Raw genomic sequence first — 17,042 nt, 5'->3', positions numbered from 1 at the left:
CCAACTGGCGTATTTTCCAGGGCGTGTCGGGGTTCCCCCGGACGGCCGAACACACTCCGTCAGCGAGGACCGGAGCCGTCGCGGACCGAGATCATCGCCTGGCGCGTCAACTTCCAGCCGTCGCCGTGTCGTTCGACGTAACCAAGTGCTCGGAGTTCGTACAGTCTCGCGACGGCGTCGTCCGCGGTGGTCTGCGCGGCGCGCGCGACCTCCTCCGGCCGGACCGTCCCCCGTGCCGGCAGCGCGGCGAGGACCTGACGGCCGGCCGGGTCCAGCAGGTCCCGGGGCAGCACCGGCCCCCGGCGTTCCGGCGCGAGCTCGCCCATGTCGCCGACCAGTTCGACGACCTCGGCGGCATCGGTGACCAGGACCGCGTCCTGGCGCAGCAGTTCGTGCACCCCGGCGGAGAGCCCACTGGTGGCCGGCCCCGGCACTCCCATCGTGTGGCGCCCCAGACGCCGGGCCGCCCTGGCGGTCACCAGGGAGCCGCTGCGGTGGGCGGCCTCGACGACCACGGTGCCCCAGGTGAGCGCGGCGATCACCCGGTTGCGGAGGATGAATCTGCTCGGTGTCGGGTGGTCGCCCGGCGGCAACTCTCCGACGACCAGCCCCTGCTCCGCGATTCTGCCGATGAGCGCGGTGTGTCCGCGCGGATAGGGCCGGTCGACCCCGCAGGCGAGGACCGCTACGGTGGCGCCGCCCGAGCCGAGCGCGCCGCGGTGGGCGGCGCCGTCGACCCCGTAGGCACCACCGGACACCACGATCCAGCCGCGTTCGGCGAGGCCCGCCGCGAGGGTGGCGGCCATGTGCGCGCCGTACTCCGTGCAGGCGCGGGCGCCGACGACGGCGACCGAGCGCAGCGCCCACATCCGCAGGTCCGCACGACCGCGCACCCACAGCCCGACGGGCCGCGCGTCACCCAGGTCGTCGAGCTGCCGGGGCCATTCGGCGGCTCCGGGACACACGAACCGCACCCCGGCGTCGCGCGCCACGGCGAGATCCCTGCGCGGCTCGGCCGAGGCGGCCCGGGCGATCAGCCCGGCCCACCGCTTGCCGCTCACCCCCGGCAACGGCTCGCCCCGTTCCCGTAACCGCCGCACCACCGCGCCCACGCCCAGCTCCCGGATCCAGCGCCCGCAGGCCTCGTCACCGGGCTCGACGACCCGGGTGAGGAAGATCCGGCCCAGCAGCTCGTCCTCGGGTCCGGCCGCGGCGCTCATGCCATCGCTCCGATGGCCATCGGCACACCGCGCGGGACGCCGGTGCGCAACTGCAGGGCGAGGGCGACGTCCCCGGCGTCGGGCCGGTCGTGGCCGGTCAGGTCGGCGACGGTCCAGGCCACCCGCAGCACCCGGTCGAGCCCCCGTGCGCTGAGCACTCCCCGCTCCAGGTTCCGTTCGGCGTCGTCCATGGCGCCGGGGGCGGCGTGCCAGCGGCTGCGCAGTTCCCGTCCGGGGATCTCGCTGTTGGTGCGCCACGGCGTGCCGGTGAGGCGGGCCGCGGCGCGTTCCCGGGCCGTCCGCACCCGGTGGGCGACCGTGGCGGTGGCCTCGCCCCGGGCGCCGCTCGCCGTGAGTGCGGTGCGGGTGACGCGGTCGACCTCGACCCGCAGGTCGACCCGGTCGAGCAGCGGACCGGACAGCCTCGCCTGGTACCGGCGGATCACCGAGGGCGGGCACTCGCACTGGTCGTTCGTCCGGGAGAAGCGCCCGCACGGGCAGGGGTTGGCGGCGAGCACCATCAGGAATCGCGCCGGGAAGCGCACGACGCCGGCGCTGCGCGCGATGATCACGTGCCCGGCTTCCAGCGGCTGGCGCAGGGCGTCCAGAGCCCGACTGCTGAACTCGGGCGTTTCATCCAAAAAGAGGACACCCCGATGGGCGAGGGACACCGCTCCCGGCCGGGCCGTCCCGGGGCCGCCACCGACGAGTGCCTGCATCGTGGCCGAGTGGTGCGGGGCACAGTAGGGAGCCACGTCGATCAGGGGTTTGCCCGGCGGCAGCAGCCCCGCCACCGAATGCACGGCCGTCACCTCCAGCGACGCCTGCCGGTCCAGCGGCGGCAGGATCGACGGCAGCCGCTCCGCGAGCATGGTTTTGCCCGCTCCGGGCGGGCCCTCCAGGAAGAGGTGGTGTCCGCCCGCCGCGGCCACCTCCACCGCCGTCCGCGCCGAGAGCTGGCCCACGACGTCGGCGAGGTCATGGCCCTGGTCGTGCTGTGTCGCGCCGGCGCCGTGCATCCCGGTCGCCGCCTGGGTGCCGGGGACGCGCAGCCCGGCCAGCAGCGGGTCGGGCCGCGCCTGCTCCTCGGCCTCCTCCTCGGGCACGGGCTCGTCGGTGAGCACCGCGATCAGCTGGCGCAGGCTCCGGACGCCGAGTACGGACACGCCCGGCACCAGTGACGCCTCTGCGGCGGCGCACTCCGGCACCACCACCTGCTCGTAGCCCGCGTCGGCCGCGGCCAGCACCGCCGGCAGGATGCCGCGCACCGGCCGCACCCGGCCGTCCAGCCCCAGTTCTCCGATCATGACGATGTCGGCGAGCACCCGCGGATCGATCCGCTCGGCGGCGCCGAGCACCGCACAGGCGACCGCCAGGTCGAATCCGCTGCCCGCCTTCGGCACCGAGGCCGGGCTGAGCCCCACGGTGAGTTTCTTCTGCGGCCACTCCCCGCCGGAATTGACCACGGCAGCCCTGACCCGGTCCCTGCTCTCCGTCAGGCTCTTGTCCGGCAGCCCCACCAGCGTGAATGCCGCGACCCCCGGTTCGAGGTCGGCCTGGACCTCCACGACCACGCCCTCGACGCCCACCAGCGCCACCGAGCACGTACGGGCGAACCCCATGTCAGGCCACCCCTCGGACATGCTCGACGACGGGTGCGCCGCGGGCGGGCAGCAGCACGCCGACCAGGTCGATGCGGACACCGCCGGGTGGCGCTCCCCCGTGTTCCTGGAGCCAGCGTTCCGCGAGGCTCCGCAGGCGGTCGGCCTTGGCCGGCGTGACCGCCGCCATGGGGTGCTGGTAGGGCCCCGCCCTGCGCGTCTTCACCTCGCAGACGACCAGGGCGTCCCCGTCCCTGGCCACGATGTCGATCTCGCCGGTCCTGCCGCAGCGCCAGTTGCGCTCCAGCACCGTCATTCCGGCGTCGGCGAGCCGCCGTGCGGCCAGTGTCTCGCCGTACCTGCCGAGTGCGCTGCGTGCCCGATGTGTGTTCATGTCGGCACCACCTCCGGCGCCAACCGTCACGCATCCCGCCCCGCGGAGTGGATCTTGGTGGGGAACTCAGCGGTTGTGGACAACTCCGTCACCCACACGTGGGCTCCGGTCACCCACCCGGGAGCTCCAGGTCGCTCTTGTTGAGCTCCTCGATGTTCACGTCCTTGAACGTGAGCACGCGCACCTGCTTCACGAACCGGGCCGGCCGGTACATGTCCCAGACCCAGGCGTCCGCCATGGACACCTCGAAGAACACCTCACCCTGGACCGAGTGCACCTGCATCTCGTAGTCGTTGGTCAGATAGAAGCGCCGCTCGGTTTCGATCACGTATTTGAACAGACCGACGACATCGCGGTACTCCCGGTAGAGCTTGAGCTCCATCTCGGTCTCGTACTTCTCGAGGTCCTCGGCGCTCATGGCATGTTCCCCTTCAGCCGTGCGATCCCACCATTGTGCGCCAGCCCCGGGAGTCACTGGACGATTTCGGTGTCCAGGGTCACGGGTCCGGCCGGGGGACCTTCGTCGAGCAGAGTGCGCACCAGCTCGGCGAGTCTGGTCGGATACACCGTCTCATGCGCCCGGGCGAGTTCCGGGCACGTCCACCAGCGCGCTCCTGCGACACTGCGCCGCTCCAGCTCGGTCAGTGCCGTGGCCGCGGTCGCCGTCTGGGCGGTCCGGGCGAGGTAGTACCACTCGTCCTGGTCCCAGCGGCGCCCGGCGAACGGGAAGGAACACCTCCGCCGCCACAGCACCGGCCCCAGTTCGACCTGCGTGATACCGGTCTCCTCCGCGAGTTCCCGCAGGGCGGCCTGTTCACGGGTCTCGTCGCCCTCCACGCCGCCGCCGGGCGTGAACCACCAGTCGTCGGCCGGGTCGTCCGGTTCATGGCCGTGCAGCAGCAGGATGCGGTCCCGCGGGTCGAGCAGGACGACCCGGGCGACTCTGCGCAGCCCGCCCTCGTAGGAGTCCTCGGCCGCCCGGACCGGCTCGGCGGGCAGCGGCTCGGCAGGCACCGGCTCAGCGGCCACCGGGAGACTCCGCGTTCGCCCGGTCCCGCGACGCGCCCGCCCGCTGGGCCAGTGGCCCGTACGCGGCCCCGCCCAGCACGAGCACGGTACCGGCGATCACCATCGCGACGACGGTCCTCAGCGGGCCGGGCGAGGAGAGGGCGCCGAGCTGCTCGAAGCCGGTGGGTGCCGTCAGCATGCCGTCCATCGGCCAGACCACGGCGTCGACCCGGGCCCGGACCGCGCCGCGGGAGACGGTGCCGCTGGCGGCGTCGGTCAGATGGGCCGTGGAGTCGACCGACCCGGAGCGCTCGTCACCGAGCAGGAACAGTCGTCCCTTCGGCACGGTCACCTCGGGGAAGCCGCCGAACTCGGCCACGCCCTCGGAGAGATACGGTTCCTCGATCTCCTGGCCGTTGACCTTCAGCTTGCCGTCCTGGCAGCAGGAGACCTTGTCGCCGCCGACGGCTACCACCCGCTTAGCCACGGGGACGTTCGCCCACGTCGCGTCCTCGAAGACGACGACGTCACCGCGGCGGACGTCGTCACCGTCGATGCGCTGGGCCAGCACGCGGTCGCCGGCACCGATCGTCGGCGCCATCGACGGGGTGGGCACGGTGTACGGCCGGTACACCACCGCTCCCCAGGCGAATCCGCCGAGGAACAGCAGCAGCCCCAAGGCCACGGCCAGGCCGGACAGCCGCTGCCCGGTCCGGCTGACCGCCCGGGCGGTGCCCGAGCCGCCGTCGCCGGGGACCGTACGTGTCGTGCTCTGACCACTCATGGGCCGCACCCTACCCGGCAGTACTACACCCGGTCAGCCCTCTCCGGCGCCGTTGCGCCGACGCAGCCGGAGCACCAGCGGCACCGCGCCCACGAGCGCGAGGCCCTGGGGCGCGACCGACACGGCCGCGGCGGACGACGAGGTGCCCAGACCGGGCTGGTCGAAGGTGTCCGGGACGGGCAGGTTGTTCCAGCGGTTGATCGGCCAGGCGATGACGACGGCGCGGCCGACGACCTTGTCCACGGGGACCATGCCGTGGTTCTTGTCGGCCTGGTTGTAACGGGAGTCCCGGGAGTTCTGCCGGTGGTCGCCCATGACCCAGATGTGGCCCTCGGGCACCTTGACCTTGAACTGGCCGCCCTGGTCGTCCTGGCTGCAGGGGGTGTTGCCGGGGTACACATACGGCTCGTTCAGCGCCATGCCGTTGACCGTGAGCGGGCCGGTGCCCTTGCACTCGACCGTGTCACCGCCCAGGCCGACGACCCGCTTGATCAGGTCCTTCTCCTCCGCGGACGGCATCAGACCGATCCAGCTGAGGACCTTCTGCAGGGGATTGGGGTCGGGCGTCGGCTCGCCGGCGAGCCAGTTGTCGGGGTCGTGGAAGACGACGACCTCGCCACGCTCGGGCTCGGAACCGAACCAGGGGGTGAGCTTGTCGACCAGGACCCGGTCGCCCTGCTGGAGGGTGTTCTGCATCGAGTCGGAGGGGATGGAGAACGCCTGCACCAGGAACGTCTTGATCAGCAGCGCCAGCACCAGCGCGATACCGATCAGGATCGGCAGCTCCTTCCAGAAGGAGCGGGGCTGCTTCGGCTGGGCCGGAGGGTCGCCCGGCCCCTGGTCCCCGGCCTTCGTCCGGTCATCGCTCATTCCGCCGCCCTCGGCCGCCCGCGCGTCACTCCCGGAGGGTACGGCGCGGTCCGCGGCCCGGTCGGCCGACTCCGCGGGACGTCCACGGTGTTCCTCGCCGCCCTGACCGGACCGTGCGCCAACCGCCACATCCCCCACGCCAACTCCTCACTCTCTGCCGCCGCCCGCGCCAAGCCCGACGCAGGCCCACCACTCCCATAACGAGCGGGAGTTCCGCAGGGCTCGGGAGCTGGACCATTCCGTTCGGATCGTCCGGGGCAACCCTATGCGACAGCGGGGCAACAGCGGTCGACCCGGGCGTCGCGTCCGACACGGACGCGTAGGTCGTGGGTTCCTCCAGCGTGCTCCAGTGACCGAGCGGCCAGGCGATGACCATGGCCCGGCCCACCACCTCGTCCTCGGAGACGGTACCGCCGTAGTCGGTGTCCTGGTGGGATCGGGAGTCGGCGGAGTTCTCCCGGTGGTCGCCCATCACCCACAGCCGCCCCGCGGGGACGGTGATGTCGAACGGCGTCACCGACGGGGCGTTGCCCGGGTACAGGTAGTCCTCGTTCAGGGGCACACCGTTGACGGTGACCCGGCCCCGGGTGTCGCAGCACCGGACCCGGTCGCCGCCGACGCCGACGACCCGCTTGATGAGGTCCTTCTCGTTCTCGGACGGCAGCAGTCCGATGAAGGTGAGCCCTTCCTTGACCTGCTTGATCCCGACCGGGTCGTCCTGTTTCGGTGTGGTCTGCTCGTCCCGGAGCCAGCCACCGGGGTCCTTGAAGACGACCACGTCCCCCCGCTGCGGCTTGGAGCCGAACCACGGGGTGAGCTTGTCGACCAGCACCCGGTCGCCGATCCGGATCGTCTGCTCCATGGAGCCGGACGGGATGACGAAGGCCTGGACCAGGAAGGTCTTCAGCACCAGCGCTATCAGCACGGCGACGCCGATGAGGAGGGGGATCTCCTTGACCGCGCTGCGCCTGCGGCGCCGCTTGACCTTGCGCTGGAGCTTGCGCCGCTCGGCCCGGGTGCGCCCGGAGGCCGGGCCGGCCGCGCGGCGGGAGCCGGTCGGCAGCAGATTCTCCGCGGCGCTCTCCGGGGCGCCGCGGGGCTTGCCGCGGTTACCCATGGGCGTCCTCCGCCGGGTGCGCGGCAGCGTCCTCCGCCCGGTGCGCGGCAGCGTCCTCCGCCGGGTGCGCGGCAGCGTCCTCCGCCGGGTGCGCGGCAGCGTCCTCCGCCGGGTGCGCCGCGTCCGCCTGCGGGGCGGGCACGCGCGCGTAGGCGTCGGGCCGGTGCAGCCGGGTGGCGTGGCCGAAGGGCCAGACGATGCCGTCGGCGCGGCCGAGCACATCGTCCACGGGGATCATGCCACCACCGGGCGAGCCGAGGTGGTCGCGGGAGTCGCTGGAGTCGCTGCGGTGGTCCCCGAGGACGAACAGCCGTCCGTCGGGCACGACGACGTCGAACCGCACCGTGGAGGGGCTGTCACCGGGGTACAGGAAACCCGACTCGTCGACCGACCGGCCGTTCACCCGGATCCTCCCCTCCGCGTCACAGCAGACCAGGTGGTCTCCGCCCACCCCGACGACCCGTTTGATGTAGTCGGCCTCACCGAAATACCCGGTGCCGTCGAACACAATCACGTCGCCGCGGCGAGGCCCGGCGCCGAAGCGGTATGCCAGCTTGTTGACGAGAACCCGGTCCCCGACCCTCAATCCCTGTTCCATCGATCCACTGGGGATCTGGTACGGCCGTGCCACGAAGGTGTTGACCGCCAGCAGGAACAGCAGGCAGAGCAGCAGCGTCAGCGTGACGCGCCCGCCGGGAAGCCATTGCGCGAGGCGCGACACCAACGCGGAACGCGACCGTCCCTCCGGACCCGGGCTGCCCGAGGTGTCCTCGGGTCCGTCCGGGTGGAAGGAGCGGTCGCGCTCCGTCGGCTGTGCTTCGGTGTCCATCGGGGCCAGATGCTATCCGGCCGCGATATGACGCCGGTAAAGCGCTCAGTTCTCGCGCTTCTCCTTGATCTTCGCCGCCTTGCCGCGCAGCTCGCGCAGGTAGTACAGCTTGGCGCGGCGGACGTCACCCCTGGTGACGAGCTCGATCTTCTCCACGATCGGGGTGTGCACCGGGAAGGTGCGCTCGACGCCGACGGAGAAGGAGACCTTGCGGACCGTGAAGGTCTCGCGGACGCCGGCACCCTGGCGGCGGATCACCACGCCCTTGAACTGCTGCACACGGGAGCGGTTGCCCTCGATGACGCGCACGTGGACGTTGACGGTGTCGCCGGGGCGGAAGGCCGGGACGTCGCTGCGCAGCGACGCGGAGTCGACGGAGTCGAGCAGGTGAGACATTTCGTCTGCTTTCTTCGCTGATGCCGCAGGTCATCAACGGCAACTAGAGTTTCGGGATCCGGGTGTGCGGTTCGGGCGGGCGTCGTGTCCCCCTGCGGCAGGGGCGCGCGCCGGACGACGCACAACAGCGCCCTATTGTTCCACGCCGTCGGTCCTGCGCCAAAATCGGCCGTACTGCTCCCCCGCGGGGTCCGGTTCCCAGCCCAGGATGGACAGCATCTCGCGGTCCTTCTTGTCGAAGGCCTCGGGGTCGCAGCGTTCGATGAGGTCGGGGCGGTTGGCGGTGGTGCGCCGCAGCGCCTCGTCGCGCCGCCAGCGGGCGATCCTGCCGTGGTGGCCGCTGAGCAGCACCTCGGGGATCTCCCGGTCACGCCAGGCGGGCGGCTTGGTGTAGACGGGGCCCTCCAGGAGGTTGGCCATGGCGCCGGGTGCGAAGGAGTCGTCGCGGTGTGATTCGGCGTTGCCCAGAACGCCGGGGAGCAGCCGGGCCACGGCCTCGGTGACGACGAGGACGGCCGCCTCGCCGCCGGCCAGGACGTAGTCGCCGATGGACACCTCGTAGACGGGTATCCGGGTCGCGTACTCGTCGATGACCCGGCGGTCGATGCCCTCGTAGCGGGCCGGGGTGAAGATCAGCCAGGGGCGCTCGGAGAGCTGGACGGCGAGTTCCTGAGTGAAGGGGCGGCCGCTGGGCGTGGGCACGATCAGGGCGGGCTCGTGGGAGCCGGTCTCGTAACCGTCCGCCAGGACGGAGTCCAGCGCGTCTCCCCAGGGCTCGGTCTTCATGACCATGCCCGGCCCGCCGCCGTAGGGGGTGTCGTCGACGGTGTTGTGCCGGTCGTAGGTCCAGGCGCGCAGGTCGTGCACGTGCACGTCGAGCTGTCCGCGGGCGCGTGCCTTGCCGACGAGGGAGACGTTCAGCGGCTCGAGGTACTCGGGGAAGATCGTGACGACGTCGAGCCGCATCACGCCTCTCCCCCGGCGGCGTCCCGCGCGGAGGCGATCTCGGCCCGGTCGTCGATCAGGCCGGGCGGCGGGTCGATGACGGCCCGCTGCTCCTCCAGGTCGATCTCGGTGACGATCTCCTCGACGAACGGCACGTACACCTCGCTGCCGTCGGGGCGCTCGACGACGAAGAGGTCCTGGGTGGGCAGGTGCGAGATCTCGGTGATCCGGCCGACCTCCTCGCCGTCCTTGGTGATGACGTCGAGGTCGATCAGCTGGTGGTCGTAGTACTCGTCCTCGCCCTCGGGCAGCTCCTCCGGGTCGATCTCGGCGATGAGGAGGGTGTTGCGCAGGGCCTCTGCGGCGGTGCGGTCGCGTACGCCCGCGAAGCGCAGCAGGAGGCGGCCGCTGTGGACGCGGCCGGTCTCGATGGTGAGCGGCCCGACGGAGGCGGGGTCGGTGGTCAGGACGGCGCCGGGCCCGAGCCTCCGCTCCGGTTCGTCGGTGCGGACCTCCACGGTGACCTCGCCCTTGATGCCATGGGCGCGGCCGATACGAGCGACTACCAGCTGCACTGTGCTTGATCTCCTGTCATACGACTGCGGGCCGGGGACGGCCCAGTGGCCCTCCCCGGCCCGAGCCGGTGCTGCGTTTGACGTCAGCGGACGTGGTCCACGTCGACGAGGTCGACACGGACACCACGGCCGCCGATGGCGCCCACGACGGTGCGCAGAGCGCGTGCGGTGCGGCCGTTGCGGCCGATCACCTTGCCGAGGTCGTCCGGGTGGACCCGGACCTCGAGCACACGTCCGCGGCGCAGGTTGCGCGAGGCGACCTGCACATCGTCAGGGTTGTCGACGATGCCCTTCACGAGGTGCTCGAGAGCCTCCTCGAGCATGCTCAGGCCTCGGTCGACGCGGACTCGGCAGCAGCCTCGTCCTTCTTCTCAGCCTTCTTCTTCTGGGTGATGGCCTCACCCTTGCCCTCGTCGTCACCGCCGAGCGCCTCGAACGACGGGCGGGCAGGCTTCTCGGCCTGCTGCAGCAGCGGAGCCGGGGCGGGCTCGCCCTTGAACTTCTGCCAGTCGCCGGTCTTCTTGAGGATGGCGAGCACGGGCTCGGTCGGCTGGGCGCCGACACCGAGCCAGTACGCCACGCGATCGGCGTCGACCTCGATCACCGACGGGTTGTACGTCGGGTGGTACTTGCCGATCTCCTCGATGGCCCGGCCGTCACGGCGGGTACGGGAGTCGGCGACGACGATGCGGTAGTGAGGCGAACGGATCTTGCCCAGACGCTTCAGCTTGATCTTGACTGCCACGGGAGTGGGTTCTCCTGGTTTTGACGTGGGTGGGCACGGCGAGATGAGCCGCGTGGGGTTGCGGTACCCGAGTGCCCGATGGACGCGTCAGCCGGAGGAGAGAGGGGTCCTGTGCGACTGTCGAGTACAGCTGGCCATTCTGCCACACCCTGCGGGGCGGGTTTCACTGTGGGGGCGCGCTCGAGCGGCAGCCGGCGTTCCGGTGACCGTACGCCGGGCTGCGCAGCCCGGCGTTCGGGGGTGCCGCTGCGCCCACCCGTGCCACCCAGCGGCACGACTTCCCGCAGCGGCGGCGAGCAACGGCACCCCGCTCCGGCATCCACGAGATGCCGGAGTCGATCAGCTCGCGGCCGCCACGACGTCCGGGATACGGAACGGCTTGCCGCAGCCGCCGCAGACGATGGGGGCCTGGGCCAGGACCGACGGGACCACGCGCACATTGCGGCCGCAGTCGCAGACGGCCTTGACCCGCACGCCGCCACCCGAGGACCCGTGCCGTGCGGCCGGCCCCCGGAAGCTGCGCGCGGTGTCACCCGCGGTCGCCGCGGAGTGGGCCTTCAGGGCCCGCTGGAGACGCTCCGTCGTGGGACGGTAGCGGCGCTTCGCCTCGGGAGTGAGCGTGACCAGTGAGAATCCGCTGCTGGGATGCGGTTCCTCGGGGTGGTCCAGGCCCAGTTCCTCGGCGATCGCGAGGAATCTGCGGTTGTGGTAGCGGCCGGCGCGGGATGTGTCGCGTACGCCGCGCGCGGCGGCGACGCCGTGGACTGCCTCGTGCAGCAGTCGTTCGAAGGAGAGTTCGTGACCGCACGCGGACGACGACTCCCCGATCAGTGACTCGGGCGCGGCGAGATCGGGCAACTCGGGGTGGTACCGCTGAATGTCGGCCCACGCCTGTGCCAGCTCTGCGGCGAGAACAGGTGGTGTCTGTGTCGTGCTCACGTAATGAGAACGAGGCGGGGTGCCTCAGTGTTCCGATTCCGGGGCATCCCAAATAATTTGCACGTACCCGTCAGTTGCCGCTGATGCGTCCTGACGAGGGCGGGTGCGCTGATCTGCGGAGAAGCCTCGCAGCTCACCTCAAGGTGGTGCGTAGGCTGACGTACGCCCCCACGTGTAAGCGGCCTTCACGCGCCGGTGCGGGTGGGGTCCGCGGTTGCGCAAGAGGCGTTTCGGTCGCTCTCACGGCGACCCGGCGTCCGACCCACCGGACGCGCCACGACCGCGACGTTACCGGGTCCGTCACCGGCGCCCCGCACCGCCCCTCTCCGGCGCGTTCCCCGCCCCGCCCGGCCCCGTGGACCTTGGCCGGAACCGGCGCGGAACCGGCGTCCTGGCGCCTTCGCCGTGGCGGATCGCACGGCCCGGGATCACCGGAATGTGAATTCTTGCCACTGGCACGAGCGACTACCAAGCCGCCGCCGCTTTCCACTGGACGACACGTCGAGAGCGGAGTTTCCTGGCATACGGGGGGGTGCGCGGGCGCACTGCACGGGGGCCAGGACATCGGGCACGGCGGCAACTCTCGGCTGATTGGGGCGCTTACCTATGACACCTACGCTCGTGCGACAGCACCTGCCTCGTACGGGGGCCGTCCTCCCCGTGGACCCGCGGGCACGCGCGCGTGACTGGTCCGAGATCCAGGAGCGGATGCTCGTACCGCTCTACGAGGCCGTGTACGAGCGACTCGACGTGGGTCCCGCGACACGACTGCTCGGCCTCGGCTGCGGTTCCGGGCTGGCGCTGCTGATGGCGGCCTCGCGCGGTGCCACGGTCACCGGTGTGGACACCTCGGCCGACCGGCTGGCCCTCGCGCGGGAGCGGCTGCTGCCCGGCGAGCGGGACGTGCGGCCGCCGCGCGGGGAGCGGGAGGGCGGTGCCGGTACGGGCCCCCGGATCGTGCACGGCTCGCCCGGCGCAGCGGCCCGCGCGGACGCGCCCGCGTACACCGTGGTGACCGCCTTCGAGCCGATCGGCTGTCTCGCGGGGGACGCGGAGGGACTGGGTGAGCTGCTCGCCGAGGCGACGCCGCTCGCCGCGCGCGGAGCGGCCGTGGTGCTGGCCGGCTGGGGGCCGCCGGAGCGGTGCGCCACGGCGTCCGTGCTCCGGGTGGCCACCAAGCTGGCCGAACCACTGAGCACCGAAGGCACCTGGCGCCCCACGGACCGCGACGACCTGGAGCGGGTCGCCGCGCGGGCGGGGCTGAGGCCGGACGGCTCCGGGCGGGTGGCCTGCCCGTTCGGCTACGCCGACGTGGACAGCGCGGTACGCGGCCTCACGTCGACCGGGCTCTTCGACCCGGCGATCGCGGCCACCGACCAGGTGCAGGTCGACAAGGAACTGGCGGAGGCCCTGCATCCGTACCAGCGGCAGGACGGGACCGTGTGGATGCCGAACGTCTTCCGGTACGTCATCGCGCGCACGCCGTGAGACACGCCGCTGGGGCGTCCCCCGGGGAGGGGACGCGCCCCAGCGGCGTGACCGGCGGGGGCCTCAGCCCATGAACTTCTTGAACTCGTCGGGCAGCTCGAAGTCCTGGCCGCCCTGCTGCGGCAGACCGAGGGCGTTGCCGCCCTCCGCGGCGGCGGCGCGGCGCGCGGCCTCCTCCTGCTCCTGCTGCTTGCGCTTCATCGGGTTGCCGGAACGCTGCTTGCCCTTGGCCTGCTTCTGCTTCTTCTTCGTCCGGCCGGGACCGCCGCCCATGCCCGGCATCCCGGGCATCCCCGGCATGCCACCGCCCTGGGCCATGCGGGACATCATCTTGCGGGCCTCGAAGAACCGCTCGACCAGGTTCTTCACCGCGCTGACCTCGACACCGGAGCCCTTGGCGATACGGGCACGGCGCGAGCCGTTGATGATCGTCGGCTCCTGGCGCTCGGCCGGGGTCATCGACTTGATGATCGCGGCGGTGCGGTCGACGTCGCGCTCGTCGAGGTTGTTGATCTGGTCCTTGATCTGGCCCATGCCCGGGAGCATGCCGAGCAGCTTGGAGATGGAGCCCATCTTGCGGACCTGCTCCATCTGGGCCAGGAAGTCGTCCAGGGTGAAGTCCTGGCCCTTCTTCGACGCCAGCTTGGAGGCCATTTTCTCGGCCTCTTCCTGACTGAACGTCTTCTCCGCCTGCTCGATCAGGGTGAGCAGGTCACCCATGTCGAGGATGCGGGAGGCCATCCGGTCCGGGTGGAAGGCGTCGAAGTCGTCGAGCTTCTCACCGTTGGACGCGAACATGATCGGCTTGCCGGTGATCTGCCGGATCGACAGGGCGGCACCACCGCGCGCGTCACCGTCGAGCTTGGAGAGCACCACGCCGTCGAAGCCGACGCCGTCGCGGAAGGCCTCGGCCGTGTTGACGGCGTCCTGACCGATCATCGCGTCGACGACGAAGAGGATCTCGTCGGGCGAGACCGCGTCCCGGATGTCCGCGGCCTGCTGCATCATCTCCTGGTCGATGCCCAGGCGGCCGGCGGTGTCCACGATCACGATGTCGTGGACCTTGGTCTTCGCGAAGTCGATGGAGTCCTTGGCGACCTTCACCGGGTCGCCCACGCCGTTGCCCGGCTCGGGCGCGTAGACGGCCACGCCGGCGCGCTCGGCGACGACGCTCAGCTGGTTGACCGCGTTGGGGCGCTGGAGGTCGGCGGCGACCAGCACCGGCGAGTGCCCCTGCTCCTTCAGCCACCGGGCGAGCTTGCCCGCGAGGGTGGTCTTACCGGCACCCTGCAGACCGGCCAGCATGATGACGGTCGGCGGCTGCTTGGCGAAGCGCAGCCGGCGGGTCTCGCCGCCCAGGATCGTGACGAGCTCGTCGTTCACGATCCTCAGCACCTGCTGGGCGGGGTTCAGCGCCTTGGAGACCTCGGCACCGAGCGCGCGCTCCTTGACGTTCTTGATGAACGTGCGGACGACCGGCAGGGCCACGTCCGCTTCGAGGAGAGCGATGCGGATCTCACGCGCCGTGGCGTCGATGTCCGCTTCGCTCAAGCGCCCCTTGCCGCGCAAGTTCTTGAAGGTCGCTGAGAGGCGATCGGAAAGAGTATCGAACACGGCGGCGTCGGTCCTCGAGTCGGAGACAGGCTGGGGAATCGCCCTCCAGGGTATCCCGGCGCGGGAGGACACCGGAGTGTCCTCACCCACGCAATGTCTCCTCCAGCTTCCGCGCCACCGCCACGGCCTCCTCACCGGGCAGCGGCGCGCCCTCGGGGCCAGTGACGTAGAAGGCGTCCACGGCGTTCGCGCCCAGGGTGCTCGCGTGCGCGCTGCGCACCCGCACGCCCGCGTCCTCCAGCGCCCGCCCGATGCGGAACAGCAGCCCCGGCGCGTCCTGCGCCCGGACCTCGATCACGGTGGCGTGCCGGGAGGCGGCCGGGGCGACCGTCACGCGCGGCGGCGGGGCGACCACGCCGCGGCGGCGGGGGTAGGCGGCGTCCCGTTCGGCGAGGCGGCCGGCGATGTCCAGGGTGCCGTCCAGGGCGCGTACGAGGTCCGCGCGGAGCCGGGTGGCCTGGGGCAGGGAGCCGTACTCGGCGGCGACCCGCCAGTCCAGCAGCAGCACGGAGCCCTCGACGCCGTCCGGGAGGTCCAGCGCCCGCAGCTCGGCGGTGCGCACCGTCAGCCGGTGCAGGGCGATCACCCCGGCCACCGCGGGCAGCACACCCGGCTGGTCCGGCACGGCGATGAGCAGTTCCACGCCCAGTGGCTCGGGGTCGTCCGAGGGTTCGGCGGGCGGCTCGGCCTGGGCCCGCAGGGACAGCACCGGCGCGCCCGTGGCGACCACCTCGATGGCGAGGCGCTCCTGTTCCGCGGTGGGCGCGGCCTCCTCGGGGTCGGCCGGGGCATCTCCGGACAGCACGGCGGAGACTCGTTTGACCAGGTCGGAGACGAGCGAGGCGCGCCAGGACGACCAGGCGGCCGGACCGGTGGCGAGGGCGTCCGCCTCGGTGAGGGCGTGCAGCAGTTCGAGGGTGCCCTGGGAGCCGACGGCCTCGGCGACCGCGCGCACGGTGGCGGGGTCCTCCAGGTCGCGCCGGGTGGCGGTCTCGACGAGCAGCAGATGGTGGCGTACGAGGGCGGCGATCACCGTGACGTCGTGGTGGTCGAAGCCGATGCGGGCGGCCACGTCCTTGGCGATGACCTCACCGGCCACCGAGTGGTCGCCGGGCCAGCCCTTGCCGATGTCGTGCAGCAGCGCGGCGACCAGCAGCAGGTCGGGCCGGTGCACGCGCCGGGTGAACGCGGAGGCGCGGACGGCCGTCTCGATGAGGTGCCGGTCGACGGTCCACAGGTGCACGGCGTTGCGCTGGGGACGGCAGCGGACCCGCTCCCAGTCCGGGAGCAGGCTGTTGACCAGGCCTTCCGCCTCCAGTGCCTCCCAGACCTGCACCGTGGGCCGGCCGGAGCCCAGCAGGGTCACCAGCTGTTCCCGCGCCTCGGCGGGCCAGGGCGTGGGCAGGGGACGCACGGTGGCCGCCATGCGCCGTACGGCGTGCAGCGAGAGCGGAAGCCCGGCCTGTGCCGCGGCGGCCGCGGCGCGCAGCGGGAGCACGGGGTCGCGTTCGGGGCGCGCGGCTCGGGCGAGCACCACTTCGCCGTCCTGTTCCACGACCCCTTCGGCCAGCGGGGAGCGCTCGGCGGACGGTTTCCCGCCGCCGAGCATGGCGCGCAGCCTGGGCCGCACCGCGCGGGAGCGCAGGACGCGGCCCACCTCGCGCCAGGTGACGTCACCGGCGTAGGCGATGACGCGCGCGGCCTCGTAGACCTGCCGCAGCAGCGCGTCCGCGTCGAGCACGCCCAGCTCGGCCGCGACCTGGTCCTGTTCCTGGAGCGCGAGCCGGTCGGTGGCGCGGCCGGTCGTCAGATGCAGTGCGTCGCGTACGTCGAGCAGCCTCCGGCGGGCCTCGGCGAGGCCCTCGCGCGGGGCGTCGGCGAGCCAGGAGGCGGCGACGGCGCGCAGGGCGGTGGCGTCGCGCAGTCCGCCGCGGGCCTCCTTGAGGTCGGGTTCCAGGAGGTACTGGAGCTCGCCCTGGCGGTCGGCGCGTTCGGCGCACAGTTCCTGGAGGGCGGGGAGTCGTTTCGGTGCCTGGTTGCGCCAGTCGGCGAGCACCGCCGTGCGCAGTGAGGCGGTGAGGCCGAGGTCACCGGCGAGGTGCCGGGCGTCCAGCAGTCCGAGCTGCACCTTGAGGTCCTCGCCCGCGGTCCTGCGGGCCTCCGCCGGGGTGCGGACGGAGTGGTCGAGGGCGAGCCCCAGGTCCCAGACGGGGTACCAGAGGCGGTCCGCGAGGGTGGCGACCGCCTGGGGATCGCTGCCGTCGTGCAGCAGGAGCAGGTCGAGGTCGCTGCGCGGGGACAGTTCCGCACGCCCGTAGCCGCCCACGGCGACCAGGGAGACCCCGCGCGTCCCCTCGGTACCGGCGGTGAACAGCCCGGTGAGCCAGTCGTCCGTGAGGTCCGCGAGGGCGGTACGGCGCGGCGGCCCGGACCGCGCCTCCTCGGTGAGGAGGCGCAGTCGGGCCGCCGCGTAGCCGCTGGGTCCCGAGTCCTCTGCCTCGTTGTGCATGTCCGTAC

At 72.2% G+C, this 17,042-nt stretch carries 18 protein-coding genes; 1 reads left to right on the top strand and 17 read right to left on the bottom strand.

Annotated elements, in window-relative coordinates:
• Positions 1-59: 59 nt before the first annotated feature.
• From dprA to IE178_RS18770, 15 genes are all read right to left on the bottom strand, one after another.
• Positions 60-1,220, bottom strand: coding sequence for a DNA-processing protein DprA (dprA, locus tag IE178_RS18840; protein WP_193513111.1), 1,161 nt, complete (start codon positions 1,218-1,220; stop codon positions 60-62).
• Positions 1,217-2,842 carry a YifB family Mg chelatase-like AAA ATPase gene (locus tag IE178_RS18835; protein WP_184764147.1) on the bottom strand — a complete coding sequence of 542 codons (1,626 nt, stop codon included), beginning with the start codon at positions 2,840-2,842 and terminating at the stop codon, positions 1,217-1,219. Before IE178_RS18835 ends, dprA begins: the two co-directional genes overlap by 4 nt.
• Position 2,843: 1 nt before the next feature.
• Complete coding sequence (locus IE178_RS18830; RefSeq protein WP_193513110.1) at positions 2,844-3,245, bottom strand: YraN family protein; 402 nt, start codon at positions 3,243-3,245, stop codon at positions 2,844-2,846.
• Positions 3,246-3,324: 79 nt separating this feature from the next.
• Positions 3,325-3,633: a DUF2469 domain-containing protein gene (locus IE178_RS18825; RefSeq protein WP_003965949.1), complete on the bottom strand. Its 309-nt coding sequence runs from the start codon at positions 3,631-3,633 to the stop codon at positions 3,325-3,327.
• 53 nt (positions 3,634-3,686) lie between these two features.
• Positions 3,687-4,214, bottom strand: coding sequence for an NUDIX hydrolase (locus IE178_RS18820; RefSeq protein ID WP_184764240.1), 528 nt, complete (start codon positions 4,212-4,214; stop codon positions 3,687-3,689).
• Positions 4,215-4,233: 19 nt separating this feature from the next.
• Positions 4,234-5,007: a signal peptidase I gene (lepB, locus tag IE178_RS18815; RefSeq protein ID WP_193513109.1), complete on the bottom strand. Its 774-nt coding sequence runs from the start codon at positions 5,005-5,007 to the stop codon at positions 4,234-4,236.
• A gap of 33 nt (positions 5,008-5,040) precedes the next feature.
• Positions 5,041-6,015 (bottom strand): signal peptidase I, encoded by a 975-nt coding sequence (lepB, locus tag IE178_RS18810; RefSeq protein WP_193513108.1) that lies wholly within the window; start codon positions 6,013-6,015, stop codon positions 5,041-5,043.
• Entirely contained in the window at positions 5,903-6,994 is a 1,092-nt protein-coding gene (gene lepB / locus IE178_RS18805; RefSeq protein ID WP_184764143.1) for a signal peptidase I, read from the bottom strand. Before lepB (IE178_RS18805) ends, lepB (IE178_RS18810) begins: the two co-directional genes overlap by 113 nt.
• Positions 6,987-7,823: a signal peptidase I gene (gene lepB, locus IE178_RS18800; RefSeq protein WP_318280116.1), complete on the bottom strand. Its 837-nt coding sequence runs from the start codon at positions 7,821-7,823 to the stop codon at positions 6,987-6,989. The genes lepB (IE178_RS18805) and lepB (IE178_RS18800) overlap by 8 nt, the downstream gene beginning before the upstream one ends.
• A gap of 45 nt (positions 7,824-7,868) precedes the next feature.
• The gene (gene rplS, locus IE178_RS18795; RefSeq protein ID WP_004924850.1) at positions 7,869-8,219 is read right to left on the bottom strand and encodes a 50S ribosomal protein L19; all 351 of its coding nucleotides are present in this window, start codon (positions 8,217-8,219) and stop codon (positions 7,869-7,871) included.
• Positions 8,220-8,351: 132 nt separating this feature from the next.
• A complete protein-coding gene (trmD, locus tag IE178_RS18790; protein WP_193513107.1) occupies positions 8,352-9,185 on the bottom strand; it encodes a tRNA (guanosine(37)-N1)-methyltransferase TrmD in 834 nt (277 codons plus the stop codon).
• Positions 9,185-9,739 (bottom strand): ribosome maturation factor RimM, encoded by a 555-nt coding sequence (rimM, locus tag IE178_RS18785; protein WP_184764141.1) that lies wholly within the window; start codon positions 9,737-9,739, stop codon positions 9,185-9,187. The genes trmD and rimM overlap by 1 nt, the downstream gene beginning before the upstream one ends.
• 83 nt (positions 9,740-9,822) lie before the next feature.
• Entirely contained in the window at positions 9,823-10,062 is a 240-nt protein-coding gene (locus tag IE178_RS18780; RefSeq protein WP_003973401.1) for an RNA-binding protein, read from the bottom strand.
• Between the two features lie 2 nt (positions 10,063-10,064).
• A complete protein-coding gene (gene rpsP, locus IE178_RS18775; RefSeq protein WP_145867017.1) occupies positions 10,065-10,484 on the bottom strand; it encodes a 30S ribosomal protein S16 in 420 nt (139 codons plus the stop codon).
• Between the two features lie 339 nt (positions 10,485-10,823).
• Entirely contained in the window at positions 10,824-11,423 is a 600-nt protein-coding gene (locus tag IE178_RS18770) for a hypothetical protein (protein ID WP_030824797.1), read from the bottom strand.
• Positions 11,424-12,029: 606 nt separating this feature from the next.
• On the opposite strand from IE178_RS18770, the gene IE178_RS18765 reads away from it, so the two are divergent.
• On the top strand, positions 12,030-12,911 hold the full coding sequence (locus IE178_RS18765) for a methyltransferase domain-containing protein (RefSeq protein WP_193513106.1): 882 nt from the start codon (positions 12,030-12,032) through the stop codon (positions 12,909-12,911).
• 63 nt (positions 12,912-12,974) lie between these two features.
• Here IE178_RS18765 and ffh read toward each other — a convergent pair whose 3' ends face one another.
• Positions 12,975-14,525 (bottom strand): signal recognition particle protein, encoded by a 1,551-nt coding sequence (gene ffh / locus IE178_RS18760; protein ID WP_184764139.1) that lies wholly within the window; start codon positions 14,523-14,525, stop codon positions 12,975-12,977.
• An 82-nt stretch (positions 14,526-14,607) separates the two neighbouring features.
• On the bottom strand, positions 14,608-17,034 hold the full coding sequence (locus IE178_RS18755) for a [protein-PII] uridylyltransferase (RefSeq protein ID WP_438874392.1): 2,427 nt from the start codon (positions 17,032-17,034) through the stop codon (positions 14,608-14,610).
• Positions 17,035-17,042: the final 8 nt, after the last annotated feature.

Origin of the sequence: Streptomyces griseoloalbus (assembly GCA_014650015.1) — a bacterium.
GTDB lineage: Bacteria > Actinomycetota > Actinomycetes > Streptomycetales > Streptomycetaceae > Streptomyces > Streptomyces griseoloalbus.
This window is presented reverse-complemented; position numbering and strand designations above follow the sequence as displayed.